General features: G+C 69.8%; 15 protein-coding genes. 11 read left to right on the forward strand and 4 right to left on the reverse strand.

Annotated features, from left to right (window positions below; genetic code table 11):
• Positions 1–230: 230 nt before the first annotated feature.
• The 11 genes from pstC (at position 231) to BLV01_RS03355 (ending at position 9,589) form a co-directional block, all read left to right on the forward strand.
• Positions 231–1,205 (forward strand): phosphate ABC transporter permease subunit PstC, encoded by a 975-nt coding sequence (pstC, locus tag BLV01_RS03305; RefSeq protein WP_091793996.1) that lies wholly within the window; start codon positions 231–233, stop codon positions 1,203–1,205.
• A complete protein-coding gene (gene pstA / locus BLV01_RS03310; protein WP_091793998.1) occupies positions 1,205–2,110 on the forward strand; it encodes a phosphate ABC transporter permease PstA in 906 nt (301 codons plus the stop codon). Before pstC ends, pstA begins: the two co-directional genes overlap by 1 nt.
• 34 nt (positions 2,111–2,144) lie before the next feature.
• On the forward strand, positions 2,145–2,954 hold the full coding sequence (gene pstB, locus BLV01_RS03315; protein ID WP_091793999.1) for a phosphate ABC transporter ATP-binding protein PstB: 810 nt from the start codon (positions 2,145–2,147) through the stop codon (positions 2,952–2,954).
• Between the two features lie 133 nt (positions 2,955–3,087).
• Positions 3,088–3,798, forward strand: coding sequence for a phosphate signaling complex protein PhoU (gene phoU, locus BLV01_RS03320; RefSeq protein WP_091794001.1), 711 nt, complete (start codon positions 3,088–3,090; stop codon positions 3,796–3,798).
• A gap of 363 nt (positions 3,799–4,161) precedes the next feature.
• Positions 4,162–4,677, forward strand: a complete 516-nt coding sequence (locus tag BLV01_RS03325) for an RNA polymerase sigma factor (protein WP_091794003.1) — start codon at positions 4,162–4,164, stop codon at positions 4,675–4,677.
• Between the two features lie 218 nt (positions 4,678–4,895).
• Complete coding sequence (locus BLV01_RS03330; RefSeq protein ID WP_091794005.1) at positions 4,896–5,336, forward strand: hypothetical protein; 441 nt, start codon at positions 4,896–4,898, stop codon at positions 5,334–5,336.
• Between the two features lie 7 nt (positions 5,337–5,343).
• Complete coding sequence (locus BLV01_RS03335; RefSeq protein WP_217633433.1) at positions 5,344–6,234, forward strand: HvfB family MNIO-type RiPP peptide maturase; 891 nt, start codon at positions 5,344–5,346, stop codon at positions 6,232–6,234.
• A 4-nt stretch (positions 6,235–6,238) separates the two neighbouring features.
• Entirely contained in the window at positions 6,239–7,006 is a 768-nt protein-coding gene (locus BLV01_RS03340; protein WP_091794007.1) for an HvfC family RiPP maturation protein, read from the forward strand.
• 164 nt (positions 7,007–7,170) lie between these two features.
• Positions 7,171–7,827, forward strand: coding sequence for a ribonuclease T (gene rnt, locus BLV01_RS03345; protein ID WP_091794009.1), 657 nt, complete (start codon positions 7,171–7,173; stop codon positions 7,825–7,827).
• A 19-nt stretch (positions 7,828–7,846) separates the two neighbouring features.
• Positions 7,847–8,827 (forward strand): hypothetical protein, encoded by a 981-nt coding sequence (locus tag BLV01_RS03350; protein WP_091794010.1) that lies wholly within the window; start codon positions 7,847–7,849, stop codon positions 8,825–8,827.
• Positions 8,828–8,977: 150 nt separating this feature from the next.
• Positions 8,978–9,589, forward strand: coding sequence for a glycoside hydrolase family 19 protein (locus tag BLV01_RS03355; RefSeq protein ID WP_175485752.1), 612 nt, complete (start codon positions 8,978–8,980; stop codon positions 9,587–9,589).
• Positions 9,590–9,725: 136 nt separating this feature from the next.
• On the opposite strand, the gene BLV01_RS03360 is transcribed toward BLV01_RS03355, so the two are convergent.
• The 4 genes from BLV01_RS03360 to rnr form a co-directional block, all read right to left on the reverse strand.
• Positions 9,726–10,184 (reverse strand): acetyltransferase, encoded by a 459-nt coding sequence (locus BLV01_RS03360; protein WP_254782488.1) that lies wholly within the window; start codon positions 10,182–10,184, stop codon positions 9,726–9,728.
• Between the two features lie 140 nt (positions 10,185–10,324).
• Positions 10,325–10,636, reverse strand: coding sequence for a quaternary ammonium compound efflux SMR transporter SugE (gene sugE / locus BLV01_RS03365; protein ID WP_057948212.1), 312 nt, complete (start codon positions 10,634–10,636; stop codon positions 10,325–10,327).
• A 345-nt stretch (positions 10,637–10,981) separates the two neighbouring features.
• Positions 10,982–11,737: a 23S rRNA (guanosine(2251)-2'-O)-methyltransferase RlmB gene (rlmB, locus tag BLV01_RS03370; protein WP_091794014.1), complete on the reverse strand. Its 756-nt coding sequence runs from the start codon at positions 11,735–11,737 to the stop codon at positions 10,982–10,984.
• A 201-nt stretch (positions 11,738–11,938) separates the two neighbouring features.
• Positions 11,939–14,446, reverse strand: coding sequence for a ribonuclease R (rnr, locus tag BLV01_RS03375; RefSeq protein WP_091794016.1), 2,508 nt, complete (start codon positions 14,444–14,446; stop codon positions 11,939–11,941).
• Between the last annotated feature and the right edge of the window lie 568 nt (positions 14,447–15,014).

Genomic DNA, 15,014 nt, shown 5'->3' on the forward strand with positions numbered 1-15,014 from the left:
TGGCTCGCGCATCCGCGAACGCCAGGGCGCGCTGCGCCCTGGCCGGGGCGCTCAAGCCTTAAGCGCCCTGCTTGTTGATGAAAAGTTCCGTAGGGATGAAGCCCTGGATCCCCGCCTGCGCGGGGATGACGAGCCCAAAACCCGCGCTATCCGGTCCAACGCAAGCCTCCCGCTTCCCGCTGAAACGGCCCGCCCCTGAAAGCTCCGGCAACGACGGACCCCTCTCGCAAATGAACGCGACCGCCCTACCCGCCCAGACCGGCCCCTCCTCCGCCCGCGACGTCAAAGACGCGCGCCAGGACCGCCTGTTCCGCTACGTCCTCACCGCCACCGTCGTCTTCGTCCTCATCGCCCTCGCCAGCGCCGCGCTGTCGATGCTGTGGGGCGGCCGCCACGTGCTGGAAGAAGAAGGCATCGACTTCTTCATCACCGCGCAGTGGAACCCGGTCGAGAACCACTACGGCGCGCTGGTTCCCATCTACGGCACCATCGTCACCGCGCTGATCGCCATGGTCATCGCCGTGCCGGTCAGCTTCGGCATCGCCTTCTTCCTGACCGAGGTCGCGCCGCGCTGGGCGCGCGGTCCGATCGGCACCGCGATCGAGCTGCTCGCGGGCATTCCCTCGATCATCTACGGCATGTGGGGCCTGTTCGTGCTGGTGCCGGTGATGACCGAATACGTCACCCCCTGGCTCAACGACCACGTCGGCACCTGGCCGCTGATCGGCCCGCTGTTCCGCGGCCCGCCGCTGGGCATCGGCATGCTCACCGCCGGCATCGTGCTGGCGATCATGGTCATTCCCTTCATCTCCTCGGTGATGCGCGAAGTGTTCCTGACCGTGCCCACGCGCCTGAAGGAATCGGCCTACGCGCTGGGCTCGACCAAGTGGGAAGTCAGCTGGGACATCGTCTTGCCCTACACCCGCTCGGCGGTCATCGGCGGCATCTTCCTCGGCCTGGGCCGCGCGCTCGGCGAGACCATGGCGGTGGCCTTCGTGATCGGCAACTCGGTCAACTTCTCCGCCTCGCTGCTGGAGCCGGGCACCACCATCGCCGCGCTGATCGCCAACGACTTCGGCGAAGCCACCGAGACCTACCGCTCGGCCCTGCTGCTGCTCGGCTTCGTGCTGTTCATCGTGACCTTCGTGGTGTTGGCCGCGGCGCGGCTGATGCTGATGCAACTCGCGCGCAAGGAGGGCAACTGATGAGCGCCGTCGCCAACAAGCACGACCCGGCCGAAGCCGCGCGCCACCGCACCGCCGACTCGCTGTACCGCCGCCGCCGCGTGGTCAACGCGCTGTCGGTGCTGCTGGCCTGCGGCGCCGCGCTGTTCGGCCTGTTCTTCCTCGGCTGGATCCTCTACACCCTGATCTCCAAGGGCATCGGCGGCATCAACCTGGCGCTGTTCACCCAGAACACCCCGCCGCCGATGCAGGAAGGCGGTTTGCTCAACGCCTTCTTCGGCAGCGCGGTGATGTGCCTGATCGCGATCGTCATCGGCACCCCGCTCGGCATCGCCGCCGGCACCTGGCTGGCCGAGTACGGCGCCGGGCGCAAGATGGGCACGGTGGTGCGCTTCGTCAACGACATCCTGCTGTCGGCGCCGTCGATCGTGCTGGGCCTGTTCGTCTACACCCTGGTGGTGATGCAGACCGGCGGCAACTTCTCGGCGCTGGCCGGCGCGATCGCCCTGGCCTTCATCGTGCTGCCGGTGGTGGTGCGCACCACCGACGAAATGCTGCGGCTGGTGCCGCCGCAGATGCGCGAAGCGGCGCTGTCGCTGGGCGTGCCGCAGTGGAAGGTGATCATGCAGGTGCTCTACCGCAGCGCCTCGGCCGGCATCGTCACCGGCGTGCTGCTGGCGCTGGCGCGCATCAGCGGCGAAACCGCGCCGCTGCTGTTCACCGCCTTCGGCAACCAGTACTGGAGCCACAACGTGCTGCAGCCGATGGCGAGCGTGCCGGTGGTGATGAACCAGTTCGCCGGCAGCCCGTACGAAACCTGGCAGACCCTGGCCTGGGCCGGCGCGCTGGTGCTGACCTTCTTCGTCCTCGTCGTAAGCCTGCTCGCGCGCGCGCTGGTGCTGCGCAATCGGATCTCCAATGACTGACCTCTCCACCACCCCCGCCGCCCGGAACCCGGTTATGAATGACGCTCGTTTGTCCGTCGCCACGCCCAGTCGCGAAGCGGTCGGCGCCAATCCGGTCAAGCTGGCCGCGCGCGATCTGAACTTCTATTACGACAAGTTCCACGCGCTCAAGTCGATCAACCTGGAAATCCCGGAGAAGCAGGTCACCGCGCTGATCGGCCCGTCGGGCTGCGGCAAGTCGACCCTGCTGCGCATCTTCAACCGCATCTACGCGCTGTACCCGAAGCTGGAAGCGCGCGGCCAGGTGCTGCTGGACGGCGACAACATCCTCGACCCGAAGTACCCGATGAACCGCCTGCGCAGCAAGGTCGGCATGGTGTTCCAAAAGCCGGTGCCGTTCCCGATGACCATCTTCGAGAACGTCGCCTACGGCATCCGCCACCACGAGAAGCTGTCGAAGGCGGAAATGAACGACCGCGTCGAGCACGCGCTGCGCCAGGGCGCGCTGTGGGACGAGGTCAAGGACAAGCTGGGCCAGAGCGCGCTGGGCCTGTCCGGCGGCCAGCAGCAGCGCCTGTGCATCGCCCGCGCGGTGGCGCTGAAGCCCTCGGTGCTGCTGCTCGACGAACCGACCTCGGCGCTGGACCCGATCTCCACCAGCCGCATCGAGCAGCTGGTCGAGGAGCTGAAGAAGGACTACACGATCGCGATCGTGACCCACAACATGCAGCAGGCCGCGCGCGTGTCCGACTTCACCGCCTTCATGTACCTGGGCGACCTGATCGAACACGGCCCGACCGAGCAGATCTTCTCCAAGCCGACCAAGCAGCAGACCGAGGATTACATCACCGGTCGCTTTGGTTGATCCGGCCGGGAATCGGGTACGGGGAATCGGGAATCGCAAAAGCGATTCCCGCTCCGCCCCGGACCTCTCCCGACCTCGCAGGACCGCTTTTACGATTCCCGATTCCCCATTTCCCATTCCCGGCGGTACCGCCATGAGCAACCAGATGCACGACCACATCGTCAAGAGCTACGACGACGAGCAGCGCCGCCTGCTCGACGAAACCCTGCGCATGGGCGAGATCGCCGCGGCGCAACTGGAATCCGCGCTCGACGTGGTCCAGCGCCGCGACGACAAGGCGGCCGAGCGCATCATCGCCAACGACGAGGCGATCGACGCGCTGGAGCAGGAAATCAGCCACGACGTGATGAAGCTGGCGCTGCGCGGACCGATGGCGCGCGACCTGCGCGAGATCCTCGCCGCGATCCGCATCGCCTCCGACATCGAGCGCGTCGGCGACTACGCCGCCAACGTCGCCAAGCGTTCGACCGCGCTGAACCTGTCGCCGCCGCTGCCGCACGTGGCCGGCCTGCACGCGCTGGGCACCCTGGCGGTCAAGCAGTTGCGCGACGTGCTGGTGGCCTACCGCGACAACGACGTCGAGCTGGCGCAGCGGGTGCGCGACCGCGACGCCGAGGTCGACACCGCCTACACCGGCCTGTTCCGCGAGCTGCTGACCTACATGATGGAAGACGCGCGCAGCATCACCGCCTGCACCCATCTGCTGTTCATGGCCAAGAACATCGAGCGCGTCGGCGACCACGCCACCAACATCGCCGAGAACGTGTGGTTCCTGGTCAAGGGCGACGAGCCGCTGCCGCCGCGCGACAAGCGCGACGTCACCAGCACCACCGGCGCGGTCTGACCCGCCGACGCCGGCCGGCGCAAGCTTCCGCCACCGGCAAGCTTGCCGGCCCGCCGCGCACTGCGCGGCGCGCCGGCGCGTTTTCGCGGTTCCGATCCGCGCAGCCTGAACGCCGCCGCCCGCTGCACCGCAGCATACGGCGCAGGCCGCCCGGCGCGGCGCCGCGGCCAGCCGCGCGCGCAAACGTCGCAACCGCGCGGATGCAACCGTTTTCAACGTCCGCGCGCTGAATGCTTTCTTAACCCAGGCGCGCCGCCGCGCCGCGGCCGCGAACCCTTCGTCCCCGCCCCCGCCTCTTGATGGATGCCCGCAGCCCCCGGCTTTGGGTGTATTTTCCACAAGCTTAAGGAGGACACCGGGGACATGACGTCGTTACTGGCCAATGGCGATCTGGCCGCCGCCCGCGCGGGCGACACGGCCGCGCTGGAACGGGTGCTGCGGCACTCGCGCCAGGACCTGCGCCGCTACGCCGAATTCCACTGCGTCATCAACGACGTCGAGGATGCGGTGCAGGAGAGCCTGATCGCGGTGTCGCGCAAGCTGCGCGACCTGCGCGTGCTCGAATGCTTCGTCTCCTGGACCTTCCGCATCGTCAAGCGCGAGTGCAACCGGCTCAAGCGCATGCGCCGCATGTTCAGCGGCCAGGCGATCACCGAGGAGATCGCGCCGGTGGTCACGCCCGAGCCGGCCGAATGGCGCCACGACGTCGCCGCCGCGCTGGAATCGCTGCCGGCCCATTACCGCCGGATCATCCTGCTGCGCGACCTGGAAGGCCTGACCGTGGCCGAGATCGGCGCGGAACTGGGGCTGAGCCGCGAAGCGGTGAAGTCGCGCCTGCACCGGGCGCGGGTGCTGGCGCGCGAGTACCTGTCGCCGTGACTGCATCCGCGCCGCGCCGTCCGCCGTATCCCTGTATCGAAGCCGGCCCGCCACCGCGGCCGGCCCCGGATCCCGTACCGGCCAGGCCGTTACGGATGTCACCGCGCACCACCCCGCAACCGTTCTAAGCTCCGCACCAGCACCATCCAACCGGGTCCCCCGGGGCCCAGCGCAAGACCACGGCGGAGCAATCGCCCGTCGCCACCTGGAGAGAACGCATGTCCAAGAAAATCAACAAGCCCGTCGCCCTCGCTCTCGGCGCCACCCTGCTCGGCGGCCTGAGCCTGTCGGCTTCCGCGTTCGCGATGAGCGACCTGTCGCAGGGCTACATGCTCGGCGCGCAGCAGGCCCAGACCGCCGAGAAGGCCGCCGACGCCAAGGCCACCGACGCCAAGAAGGCCGAGGGCAGCTGCGGCGCGAAGAAGGCCGAAGGCAGCTGTGGCGCCGACAAGAAGAAGGCCGAAGGCAGCTGCGGCGCCGACAAGAAGAAGGCCGAGGGCAGCTGCGGCGGCGACAAGAAGAAGGCCGAAGGCAGCTGCGGCGGCGACAAGAAGAAGGCCGAAGGCAAGTGCGGCGGCGACAAGAGCAAGACCGACGCCAAGGCCAAGAAGGCCGGCGAAGGCAAGTGTGGCGAAGGCAAGTGCGGCGGTTCGATCTGATCGCGGCATGACGATGGACGGCACGCATCCGTTGACTCCGGATGCCGTCGGCCTCGGCCTGCGGCGGGCCCTGTTGGGCCCGCTGCAGTCCGCGCCGCACGCGCCCGGCGCCGCGCGCGACTTCGATTTCCTCGAACTCGCCCCGGAGAACTGGATCGGCGTCGGCGGCCGCTACGGCGAGCAGCTGCGCGAGCTGTCCTCGCACTACCCGTTGGTGTGCCACGGCCTGTCGCTGTCGCTCGGCGGCACCGCCGCGCTGGACGAGACCTTCCTCGCCCGCGTGCGCCGCTTCCTCGACGAACACGGCGTGGCCTGCTACAGCGAACACCTGAGCTACTGCAGCGACGACGGCCATCTGTACGACCTGCTGCCGATTCCGTTCACCGAGGAAGCCGTGCGCCACGTCGCCGCGCGCATCCGCCGCACCCAGGACATCGTCGGCCGCCGCATCGCGGTGGAGAACGCCTCCTACTACGCCGCGCCGCACCAGGAAATGAGCGAGATCGAGTTCACCCGCGCGGTCCTGGCCGAAGCCGATTGCGACCTGCTGCTGGACGTCAACAACGTCTACGTCAACTCGATCAACCACCGCTACGACGCGCGCGCGTTCATCGCCGCGATGCCGCACGAGCGCATCGCCTATATCCACGTCGCCGGCCATTACGACGAGGCCGACGACCTCAAGGTCGACACCCACGGCGCGCCGGTCAAGCACGAGGTCTGGGACCTGCTCGGCGACGCCTACCGCCTGTTCGGGCCGCGCCCGACCCTGCTGGAGCGCGACTTCAATTTCCCGCCCTACGCCGAACTGGTCGACGAACTGGGCACCGTGCGGCGGATCCTGCGCGAGTCGGCCGCGCCGGCCGCGCGCGAACCGGCCCGGCGCGCCCGCGCCTGAGCCCATGAACGACGCCCCTTCGCGCCTGCGCGCGCAGCAGTTCGAACTGACCCGGCACCTGCGCGACCCCGCCGCGAGCCCGGCGCCGGCCGGGATCGAGGACCGCCGCCTGGCGGTCTATCGCGAGCTGCTGTTCAACAACATCGCGAGCCTGCTGTCGGGCAACTTCCCGGCGATCGAACGCATCCTCGGCGAGCAACGCTGGGAAAAGCTGGTGCGCGATTTCTATCGCGACCACCGCTGCCACACGCCGCTGTTCGCCGAGATCGCGCGCGAGTTCCAGCGCTATCTGCAAGACCTCGACGAACGCGAGCCGGACGGCCTGGACCCGCCGTTCCTGCAGGAACTGGCGCATTACGAATGGGTCGAGCTGGCGCTGCAGCTGAGCGAGGCGCAGGCGCCGCACGACGACGCCGGCCACGACCCGGCCGACCTGCTGGACCGCGCGCCGCGGCTGTCGCCGCTGGCCTGGCCGCTGGCCTATGCCTGGCCGGTGCACCGGCTCGGCCCCGACTACCAGCCGGCGCAGCCGCCGCCGGCGCCGACCTTGCTGCTGCTGCGGCGCGAGGCCGACGGCGAGGTGCGCTTCTCCGAACTCAGCCCGCTCGCGTTCCGGCTGTTGCAGCGCCTGGAAGAATCGCCGCAGCTGAGCGCGCGCGAGCAGTTGCGCGCGCTCGCGGCCGAGGCCGGCAGCGACGACGAAGCCGGCTTCCTCGACATGGGCGCCGCGCTGCTGCGGCAGATGCGCGCCAACGGCGTCGTCTACTTCTGACCCGAAGCTCCCTGTAGCAGCGGCGCGAGCCGCGACCGCGACAACGCAACTGCGGCGCAAGCCTCGGCGCGATTGCGTCGTCGCGGTCGCGGCTCGCGCCGCTCCTGCAAGGGGGGCGCCGCCGCCCGGCGACCGCTCAGCGTCGATTTGCTAGGCTTCCCGCCATGATCGACCCCGGCCCCGCCTCCAGCGCCGCTCCTGCCGCGCCTGTCCCCGCCACCCTCGCCACCCGCTTCCGCGGCTACCTGCCGGTGGTCGTGGACGTGGAAACCGGCGGATTCGACTGGAACAAGCACGCCCTGCTGGAAATCGCGGTGCAGCCGATCGAGCTGGATGCCGACGGCCGGCTGGTGCCCGGCGAGGTCGCCAGCGCGCACGTGGTGCCGGCCGCCGGCACCCTGATCGACCCCAAGTCGCTGGAAGTCACCGGCATCGACATCGACCATCCCTTCCGCGACGCCAAGCCCGAGCGGCAGGCGCTGGAAGCGGTGTTCGCGCCGGTGCGCGAGGCGGTCAAGCGCCACGGCTGCCAGCGCGCGATCCTGGTCGGCCACAACGCCCACTTCGACCTCAACTTCCTCAACGCCGCGGTCGCGCGCAGCGGCCACAAGCGCAACCCGTTCCACCCCTTCAGCGTGTTCGACACCGTGACCCTGGCCGGCGTGGCCTACGGCCAGACCGTGCTGGCGCGCGCGGTGCAGGCGGCCGGCTTCGTCTGGAACGGCGAGGAAGCGCATTCGGCGGTGTACGACACCGAGCGTACCGCCGAACTGTTCTGCAAGATCGTCAACGCCTGGCCGGCGCGCGGCGCCGGCGGCTGAGCCGGCGCCGCGCGCGCTCATGGACGAGCCCTTTGCGCCGCCCTACCTGTGGATCCCCGGTCTCGGCGCCGATCCGGATGCGCTGCGGCGGCTGCGCGAACGCGCGCCCCGGCCGCGCGAGCCGATGGGCGAAGCCTGGTTCATGGGCGGCGACCGCCACTACTATCGCGGGCTGATGGCCGGCGCTGCGGCCGACTGGGAGCTGGGCGAACTCGAAAACGCGTTGACCGAACTGACCAGCGGCCCGACCTCGTTCGATCACCTCGACGAATGGAGCTTGTGGTTCGACTACCTGCTGCCGCGCGCGCAGGAACGCGCCGACGAGACCCGGCATCTGCACGAGTTGTTGGTCAGCGCGGTATGCGTGCATTGCCTGGACCCGGCCCTGCCCGGCCGCCCCGCGGAGTTCCGCCGCGACCTGCTCGATACCCTGGGCCGCGCGCTGATGGCGCCGCAGCGCTGGCGCGACGGCCGCATCGTCGCCGACCGCGTGCTCGATCCGCTGCGCAGCTACGTCTGCGGCTGGACCCTGGAAAGCGGCGCCGCGTTCTCGGCGATCTGCAGTCTGGCGCTGCGCTACCTGGAAACGGACGCGGTCGACGCCTGGATCGGCTCGTTGCTGGCGATCGACGATCCGCTGTGGCGCGCGGTCTTCGTCGTCTGGCTCGACGGCGCCGAGCCGTTGCTGTTCGAAGGCCAGCAGCCCGAACAGGCAGAGCACGACCCGATGAAGAACATCGCCTGGGATTGGTGCTGGGTGCTGCGCGGCGCCGTGCCGTCGCCGCAACTCGATCCCGAGGCGCGCGTGCACGCCTTCTTCCCGCCCGGCAACGTCGCCGCGCTGGCCGCGGCGCTGCGGCGGCGGCTCGGCCTGGACGCGCTGTCGCAGTGGAGCGCCGCGCTGCGCGTCGCCTGCGGGGAAACGCGCGATCCGGGCACCGCGCTGTGGCAGTTCGAGACCTCCGCGCTGCGTGTGGCCGAACGCTTCGGCCTGGATTGAGCGCGCCGCCCGGCCGCGTATCGCCGATGCAACATCGCGCCTTGGCCGCCGCCGCAGCATCGCTTCGTTGATCCGTGTGTACGCGGCCCGATGCCGCGCCGCCGGCGGCCGCAGACGCTCGCCCGCGCCGGCCCACGCAGGGAGAACAGGATGTTCGCTTTCGACGACGAGCAGTTTCTCGACGGCTACCGCAAACGCTTCGGCCCGCTGCGCGACGACCTCGCCCAGGCCGTGCGTTTTTTGATCGGCCGGATCGAGCGCGACGCCAGTTTCAGCGCCAATCCGGTGCATCGCTACCAGATCGCGTATTGCCTGGCGACGTTCAAGTGGGAGACCGCGCACACCCTGCGGCCGATCGACGAATTCGGCGATGACGCGCGCTTCGAGCGCCTGTACGGGCCGGACACGCGCATCGGCAAGGCGCTGGGCAACACCCGGCGCGGCGACGGCGCCAAGTACCACGGCCGCGGCTACGTGCAGCTGACCGGGCGCGCCAACTACGAACGCGCCGGCAAGTTCCTCGGCATCGACCTGGTCGGCAAGCCCGAGGACGCCAAGCAGCCCGAGATCGCCTACGCCATCGCCATGCAGGGCATGAAGCAGGGCTGGTTCACCGGCAAGAAGCTCGACCACTATTTCAAGCCGGGGCAGCTGCCGAACTACGAAGAGGCGCGGCGGATCATCAACGGCCAGGACAAGGCCCAGACCATCGCCGACATCGCGCGGCGCTTCGACGAGTTGCTGGCGAACGCGCTGGAGTGAGCGCCGCGGCGGCCGGCGGCGCGCCTGCTGCTTGCTGCTTGCCGCTTGCCGCTTGCCGCTTGCTGCTTGCTGCTTGCTGCTTGCAACTCAGCCCGACACACAGCGGCCGGCGCGCAAGAGCGGCCGGCGCTGTGGCTCAGGCGTCCGCGTCGCGCGGCAAGGCCATGTGAATCAGCGGGAACGGCCGCCCCTGCCCGTCCAGCGGCGAACGCCCGATGTCGACGAAGCCGTAGCGCCGGTAAAAGCCGTGCGCCTGCGGGTTGTGTTCGTTGACGTCCACCGTCAGCGCGCCGCGCAGGCCGCGCGCGTGGTCGAGCAGGCGCGTGCCGATGCCCTGGCCGCGGCGCGCGGGCTCCAGGAACAGCATCTCGACCTGCGCGTCGGCCAGGCCGACGAAACCGGCGAGGCCGTCGGCGTCTTCGAACACCCAGATCTCGACCGCGTCGAGATAGACGTCGCGCACCTGCGGACGCAGCGCGTCGACGTCGGCTTCGGCGAGGAAGTCGTGGGTGGCGCGCACCGAGCGTTCCCACAGCGCCAGCAGTCGGGGATTGTCGTCGCGGCGGCGTTCGCGGATCGGCATGGCGCGGGTCATCGTTGGCGTCGGTGGAAACGAAAAGCGGCGCCGCTGCTGCGGCGCCGCTCGGGGCGATGATGGCCGGTCGCCGGCGTTCTCGCCAGCGCCGCGCCACGGCGCGAATCGCGAACGTCCGGGCGCAGGCCGAAGGCCGGCCCTCAGGCCAGCTTGAGGCCGACCAGGCCGGCAACGATCAGCACGATGCTGGCGATGCGCAGCGCGGTGGCCGGCTCGTTGAACAGGACCATGCCGAGGATCACCGTACCGACCGCACCGATGCCGACCCAGATCGCGTAGGCGGTGCCGACCGGCAACGACTTCATCGCCAGGCCGAGCAGGCCGACGCTGATCGCCATCGAGGCGACGGTGCCGACCGACGGCCACAGCCGGGTGAAACCCTCGGTGTATTTGAGGCCGATGGCCCAGCCGATTTCGAACAGGCCGGCGAAGACGAGAAGAACCCAAGGCATGATGCAGCTCCCATGATCGATGGGGCCGTCCCCGGATGTAACGCGCGCCGCTCGATGTTGGGTCGGACTGCGCGGACCCGGGCCGTCCCGGGTCGGTCGCGGCGAATTATATCGACGCGGCCGGCGCTGGGGCCTGAGCGCGGGCCTTGGGGTCAGCGGGGGGTTACATAGGTCTTGGCGGCGTCATGGCAGTGTGGGAATCGCTGCGCCGGAGCGGAAAGCGTCGGGACTGAAGTCGCTCCCACAAAAGCCGAGCGTCTCCCAAAGGCCTCGGGCGGGCCGATGGCGGCTGTTGTGGGAGGGACTTCAGTCCCGACGCTTTCCGGCCAAATCGCCGCGCCCCGCTCAACCGCGCTGCCGCACCGCCTCGAACAGGGTCACGCCGGCCGCCACCGACACGTTCAGGCTCTCCACCCCGCTGGCCGCATCGCCGCCGGGCATCGGGATCTTGACCAGTTCGTCGCAGGTCTCGCGGGTCAGCCGGCGCAGGCCGTCGGCTTCGCCGCCGAGCGCCAGGGCGACGTTGCCGCGCAGGTCCAGCGAGTACAGCGAAGCCTGCGCCTCGCCGGCCAGGCCGTAGATCCACACGCCGAGCTTCTGCAGGTCGCGCAGGGTCCGCGCCAGGTTGGTCACCGGGACCACCGGCACGCTGTCGGCGGCGCCGGCCGAGGTCTTGCGCACGGTCGCGTTGACCTGGACCGACTTGTCCTTGGGGATGATCACGGCGGTCGCCCCGGCCGCGGCCGCGCTGCGCAGGCAGGCGCCGAGGTTGTGCGGGTCCTGCACGCCGTCGAGGATCAGCAGCAGCGCGCGTCCCTGCGCGGCCTCGACCAGCGCTTCGAGCTCGTTCTCGCTCCAGGTCTTGGCCGCCGCGTAGCGCGCGACCACGCCCTGGTGGCGCAGCCCGCCGACCACGCCGTCCAGCGCCTGGGTCGCGACCCGGCGCACGTCGATGTCGGCGCGGCGCGCGGCGGTCTCGATCTCGGTCAGGCGCGGGTTCTTGGCGCCGGCCTCGATCAGCACCTCGCGCACGTTGGCCGCGTCGTGCTCGATCGCGGCGGAGACGGCATTGATGCCGGCGATCCATTGTTTCTGGCTCATGGGTGGTCCGTGTGGGCCTGCGGCCCGGTGAGGCGTGGGGGCGGGAATTCTACGCCATGAGGCCGCCGAGGCCCCGACCGCCCCTGTAGGAGCGGCGCGAGCCGCGACCGCGGCAACGCAGCTACGGCGAGGGTTTGGACGCGGCGGAAACCCCGCGGTCGCGGCTCGCGCCGCTCCTACGGGGAGCTACCGCAGCCACCCTCAGTACTTCTGCTTGACCCGCTTCGCCGGCTGCCCGCGCGGCGGCAGCGGCTTGGCGCCGCGCTCCTCGTCGACCAGCTTGAAGTCGATCTTGCGGTCCTCGACGCTGGCCTTGAGCACGACGATGCGCACGCGGTCGCCGAGGCGGTATTCGCGGCCGGTGCGTTCGCCCGACAGGGTCTTGCGGATCGGGTCGAAGTGGTAATAGTCGTGCGGCAGCTGGGTCACGTGGACCAGGCCGTTGACCTTGGAGCCGTCGAGCTCGATGAACAGGCCGAAGCTGGTCACGCCGCTGATCACGCCGTCGAATTCGCCGCCGACGTGCTGTTCCATCCACGCGGCGCGGTAGCGTTCGTCGACCTCGCGCTCGGCCTCGTCGGCGCGGCGTTCGCGCTCGGAGCACTGCAGCGCCAGCGCCGCCATCTGCCGCGGCGAGTACAGGTACGCGGACGGCTTGGCGCCGCTCAGGGCGTGCTTGATCGCGCGGTGCACCAGCAGGTCCGGGTAGCGCCGGATCGGCGAGGTGAAGTGGGCGTAGGCGTGCAGCGCCAGGCCGAAGTGGCCGGTGTTCTCCGGCGCGTACACCGCCAGGCTCTGGCTGCGCAGCAGCACCGATTCCAGCAGCGTGGCGTCGGGGCGGTCGCGGATCTTCTTGAGCAGGTGGGTGAAGTCGCGCGGCTCGACCTGGTTCCAGGCCGGCATGCGCAGCTTGAATTCCTTGAGGAACTCCTGCAGGTCGGCGTACTTCTGTTCCGGCGGCCGCTCGTGGTCGCGGTACGGCGCCGGAACCTGCTGGTCCATGAGGTACTTCGCGGCCTCGACGTTGGCCGCGATCATGCATTCCTCGATCAGCTTGTGCGCGTCGTTGCGCTGGAGCATCCCGGCCTGCACCACCTCGCCATCCTTGCCGATGACGAAGCGCACTTCGCTGGATTCGAACTCGATCGCGCCGCGCTGCTGGCGCGCCTTGACCAGCACCTGGAACAACTGGTGCAGGCGCTGGATGTTCGGCAGCAGCGAACCGATCTGCGCCTGCGCGTCGGCCCTGGCGTCTTCGGGCACGTCGCCGACCGCGTTCCACACCGTGGTGTAGGTCAGCCGCGCGTGCGAGTTCATCACCGCTTCGTAGAACTTCGACGAAGTCACCTCGCCGCTGTGGTCGATCTGCATGTCGCAGACGAAGCACAGCCGGTCGACCTTCGGGTTCAGCGAACAGATGCCGTTGGACAGCGTTTCCGGCAGCATCGGCACGACGAAGCCGGGGAAGTAGACCGAGGTCGCGCGCTTCTGCGCCTCGTCGTCGAGCGGCGTGCCGGGGCGGACGTAGTGGGAAACGTCGGCGATCGCGACGACCAGGCGGAAGCCCTTGCCGTTGCTCTCGCAATAGACCGCGTCGTCGAAGTCCTTGGCGTCCTCGCCGTCGATGGTCACCAACGGCATCGCGCGCAGGTCGACGCGTTGCGCGGCGACGGCTTCGGACACGGTCAGCGGCACCGCCGAGGCTTCGTCCAGCGCTTCCTGCGGGAACACGTCGGGAATCTCGTGGCCGTGGATCGCGGCCTGCACCGCCAGCGAGGCGGTGAGCTTTTCGCCCAGCACCGCCAGCACCCGGCCGATCGGCGGACGGTGGTGGTCGGGCGCCTGCACCAGTTCGCACACCACCAGCTGGCCGCTCTTGGCATCCATGCGCGCGTCCGGCGGGATCTGCACGTTGCGCTGGATGCGGCGGTCGTCGGGCACCACGTAGCTGATGCCCTGTTCGAGGGTGAAGCGGCCGATCAAACGGTTGAGCCGGCGTTCGAGCACTTCCACGATCGCGCCTTCGCGGCGGCCGCGGCGGTCGACGCCGGTGACGCTGGCGAGCACGCGGTCGCCGTGCATGGCCTTGCGCATTTCGAACGGCGGCAGGAACAGGTCGTCGCCGCCGCCGGATTCCGGGCGCAGGAAGCCGAAGCCGTCGGGATTGGCGATCACCACGCCCGGGATCAGGTCCATCTGCGCGGCCGGGGCGAACTCGCCCTTGCGGTTGAGCAGCAGCTGGCCGTCGCGGATCATCGCCGCCAGGCGCTTGCCGAGCGCGTCGGCGCGCTCGGGCTCGGTTAGTTCCAGGCGCTGGGCCAGTTCTTCGGCGCGCATCGGGCCGTCGGCGCCGCTGAGGGTCTGCAGGATCAGTTCGCGGCTGGCGATGGGCTGGGCGTAGCGTGCGGCCTCGCGCTCGGCGTGCGGATCCTGGTGCTCGCCGTAGTTCGCGGTCGGCAGCGGCGCGGCCGCCGGGCGCTTGCCCGGGGCGCCCGGGGTGCGGGCGGCGCCGGAGGGCGCGCCCTCGCCCTTGCCCGGTCGGGGCTTGCCGCGCGGGCCCTTGCCGGGGCCGTGCTGGAGGTTTTCCGGCAGCCAGGCCGGGCGCGGCGCGGCGGGCTTGCGGGCGCTGCTCTTGCCGCCCGGGGCCGCGCTGGAGGAGGTCGTGGTATTGCCGGTCTTTCCGGTCTTGTTCTTGGTCTTCTTGGTCATGGCCGATATGGTCTCACATCGCCATGAAAGCGGCGTCGGGGCGGCGTGGAGGGCATGCGAACGGCGGCGGCGGGCGACGAACGGCACGCTGGCGGAAACGCCGCGGCCTGGTTCCGGCGAACGCGGACGGCCCGCGGACTTGGGCGCGATACCAGGATGAAGCCCTGGATTCCCACGTTCGCGGGAACGACGGAATCGAAGGATCGCGCGCGCTCGCGGGTGCGCACGCACAAATACGCTCGCTCGCGCAGGTACTCGCGTCGTGCGCTCGCATCGCGTACTGGCCAACTCGCGTTGGCCGTAGTTGCGCATCCTCGCTTCGCGCCGTCGCGCCGTCGCGCGGATCGGCATTCCATGTTCTCTCGCGCGACTGCCAACGTCGCGATTCCAGCCAGCGCGACCTCGCAGTTCGCGCGCAACACTCCGCTCCCGCCGCGCAAAGCCAGCGTGCATATCCGACCTCGCTCACATCGAATCCCGGCCCCAGCCGATCCGCGCATTTGTGATCGCAACCACGCTTGCCCGCGATGGTTTCGCCGGTAACCGCTTGCACTTCCATGGCTTCCGA

The sequence above is a fragment of the Lysobacter sp. yr284 genome (genome assembly GCF_900107375.1).
Classification (GTDB): Bacteria; Pseudomonadota; Gammaproteobacteria; order Xanthomonadales; family Xanthomonadaceae; genus Lysobacter.

Bases quoted from the DNA above. Each gene is read 5' to 3' on its own strand.
- BLV01_RS03335 (WP_217633433.1), top strand. From the start codon at position 5,344: ATGACGATGGACGGCACGCATCCGTTGACTCCGGATGCCGTCGGCCTC.
- BLV01_RS03330 (WP_091794005.1), top strand. From the start codon at position 4,896: ATGTCCAAGAAAATCAACAAGCCCGTCGCCCTCGCTCTCGGCGCCACC.
- pstB (WP_091793999.1), top strand. From the start codon at position 2,145: ATGAATGACGCTCGTTTGTCCGTCGCCACGCCCAGTCGCGAAGCGGTC.
- phoU (WP_091794001.1), top strand. From the start codon at position 3,088: ATGAGCAACCAGATGCACGACCACATCGTCAAGAGCTACGACGACGAG.
- rnt (WP_091794009.1), top strand. From the start codon at position 7,171: ATGATCGACCCCGGCCCCGCCTCCAGCGCCGCTCCTGCCGCGCCTGTC.
- pstA (WP_091793998.1), top strand. From the start codon at position 1,205: ATGAGCGCCGTCGCCAACAAGCACGACCCGGCCGAAGCCGCGCGCCAC.
- BLV01_RS03325 (WP_091794003.1), top strand. From the start codon at position 4,162: ATGACGTCGTTACTGGCCAATGGCGATCTGGCCGCCGCCCGCGCGGGC.
- BLV01_RS03350 (WP_091794010.1), top strand. From the start codon at position 7,847: ATGGACGAGCCCTTTGCGCCGCCCTACCTGTGGATCCCCGGTCTCGGC.
- BLV01_RS03355 (WP_175485752.1), top strand. From the start codon at position 8,978: ATGTTCGCTTTCGACGACGAGCAGTTTCTCGACGGCTACCGCAAACGC.
- rnr (WP_091794016.1), bottom strand. From the start codon at position 14,446: ATGACCAAGAAGACCAAGAACAAGACCGGAAAGACCGGCAATACCACG.
- sugE (WP_057948212.1), bottom strand. From the start codon at position 10,636: ATGCCTTGGGTTCTTCTCGTCTTCGCCGGCCTGTTCGAAATCGGCTGG.
- pstC (WP_091793996.1), top strand. From the start codon at position 231: ATGAACGCGACCGCCCTACCCGCCCAGACCGGCCCCTCCTCCGCCCGC.
- rlmB (WP_091794014.1), bottom strand. From the start codon at position 11,737: ATGAGCCAGAAACAATGGATCGCCGGCATCAATGCCGTCTCCGCCGCG.
- BLV01_RS03360 (WP_254782488.1), bottom strand. From the start codon at position 10,184: ATGACCCGCGCCATGCCGATCCGCGAACGCCGCCGCGACGACAATCCC.
- BLV01_RS03340 (WP_091794007.1), top strand. From the start codon at position 6,239: ATGAACGACGCCCCTTCGCGCCTGCGCGCGCAGCAGTTCGAACTGACC.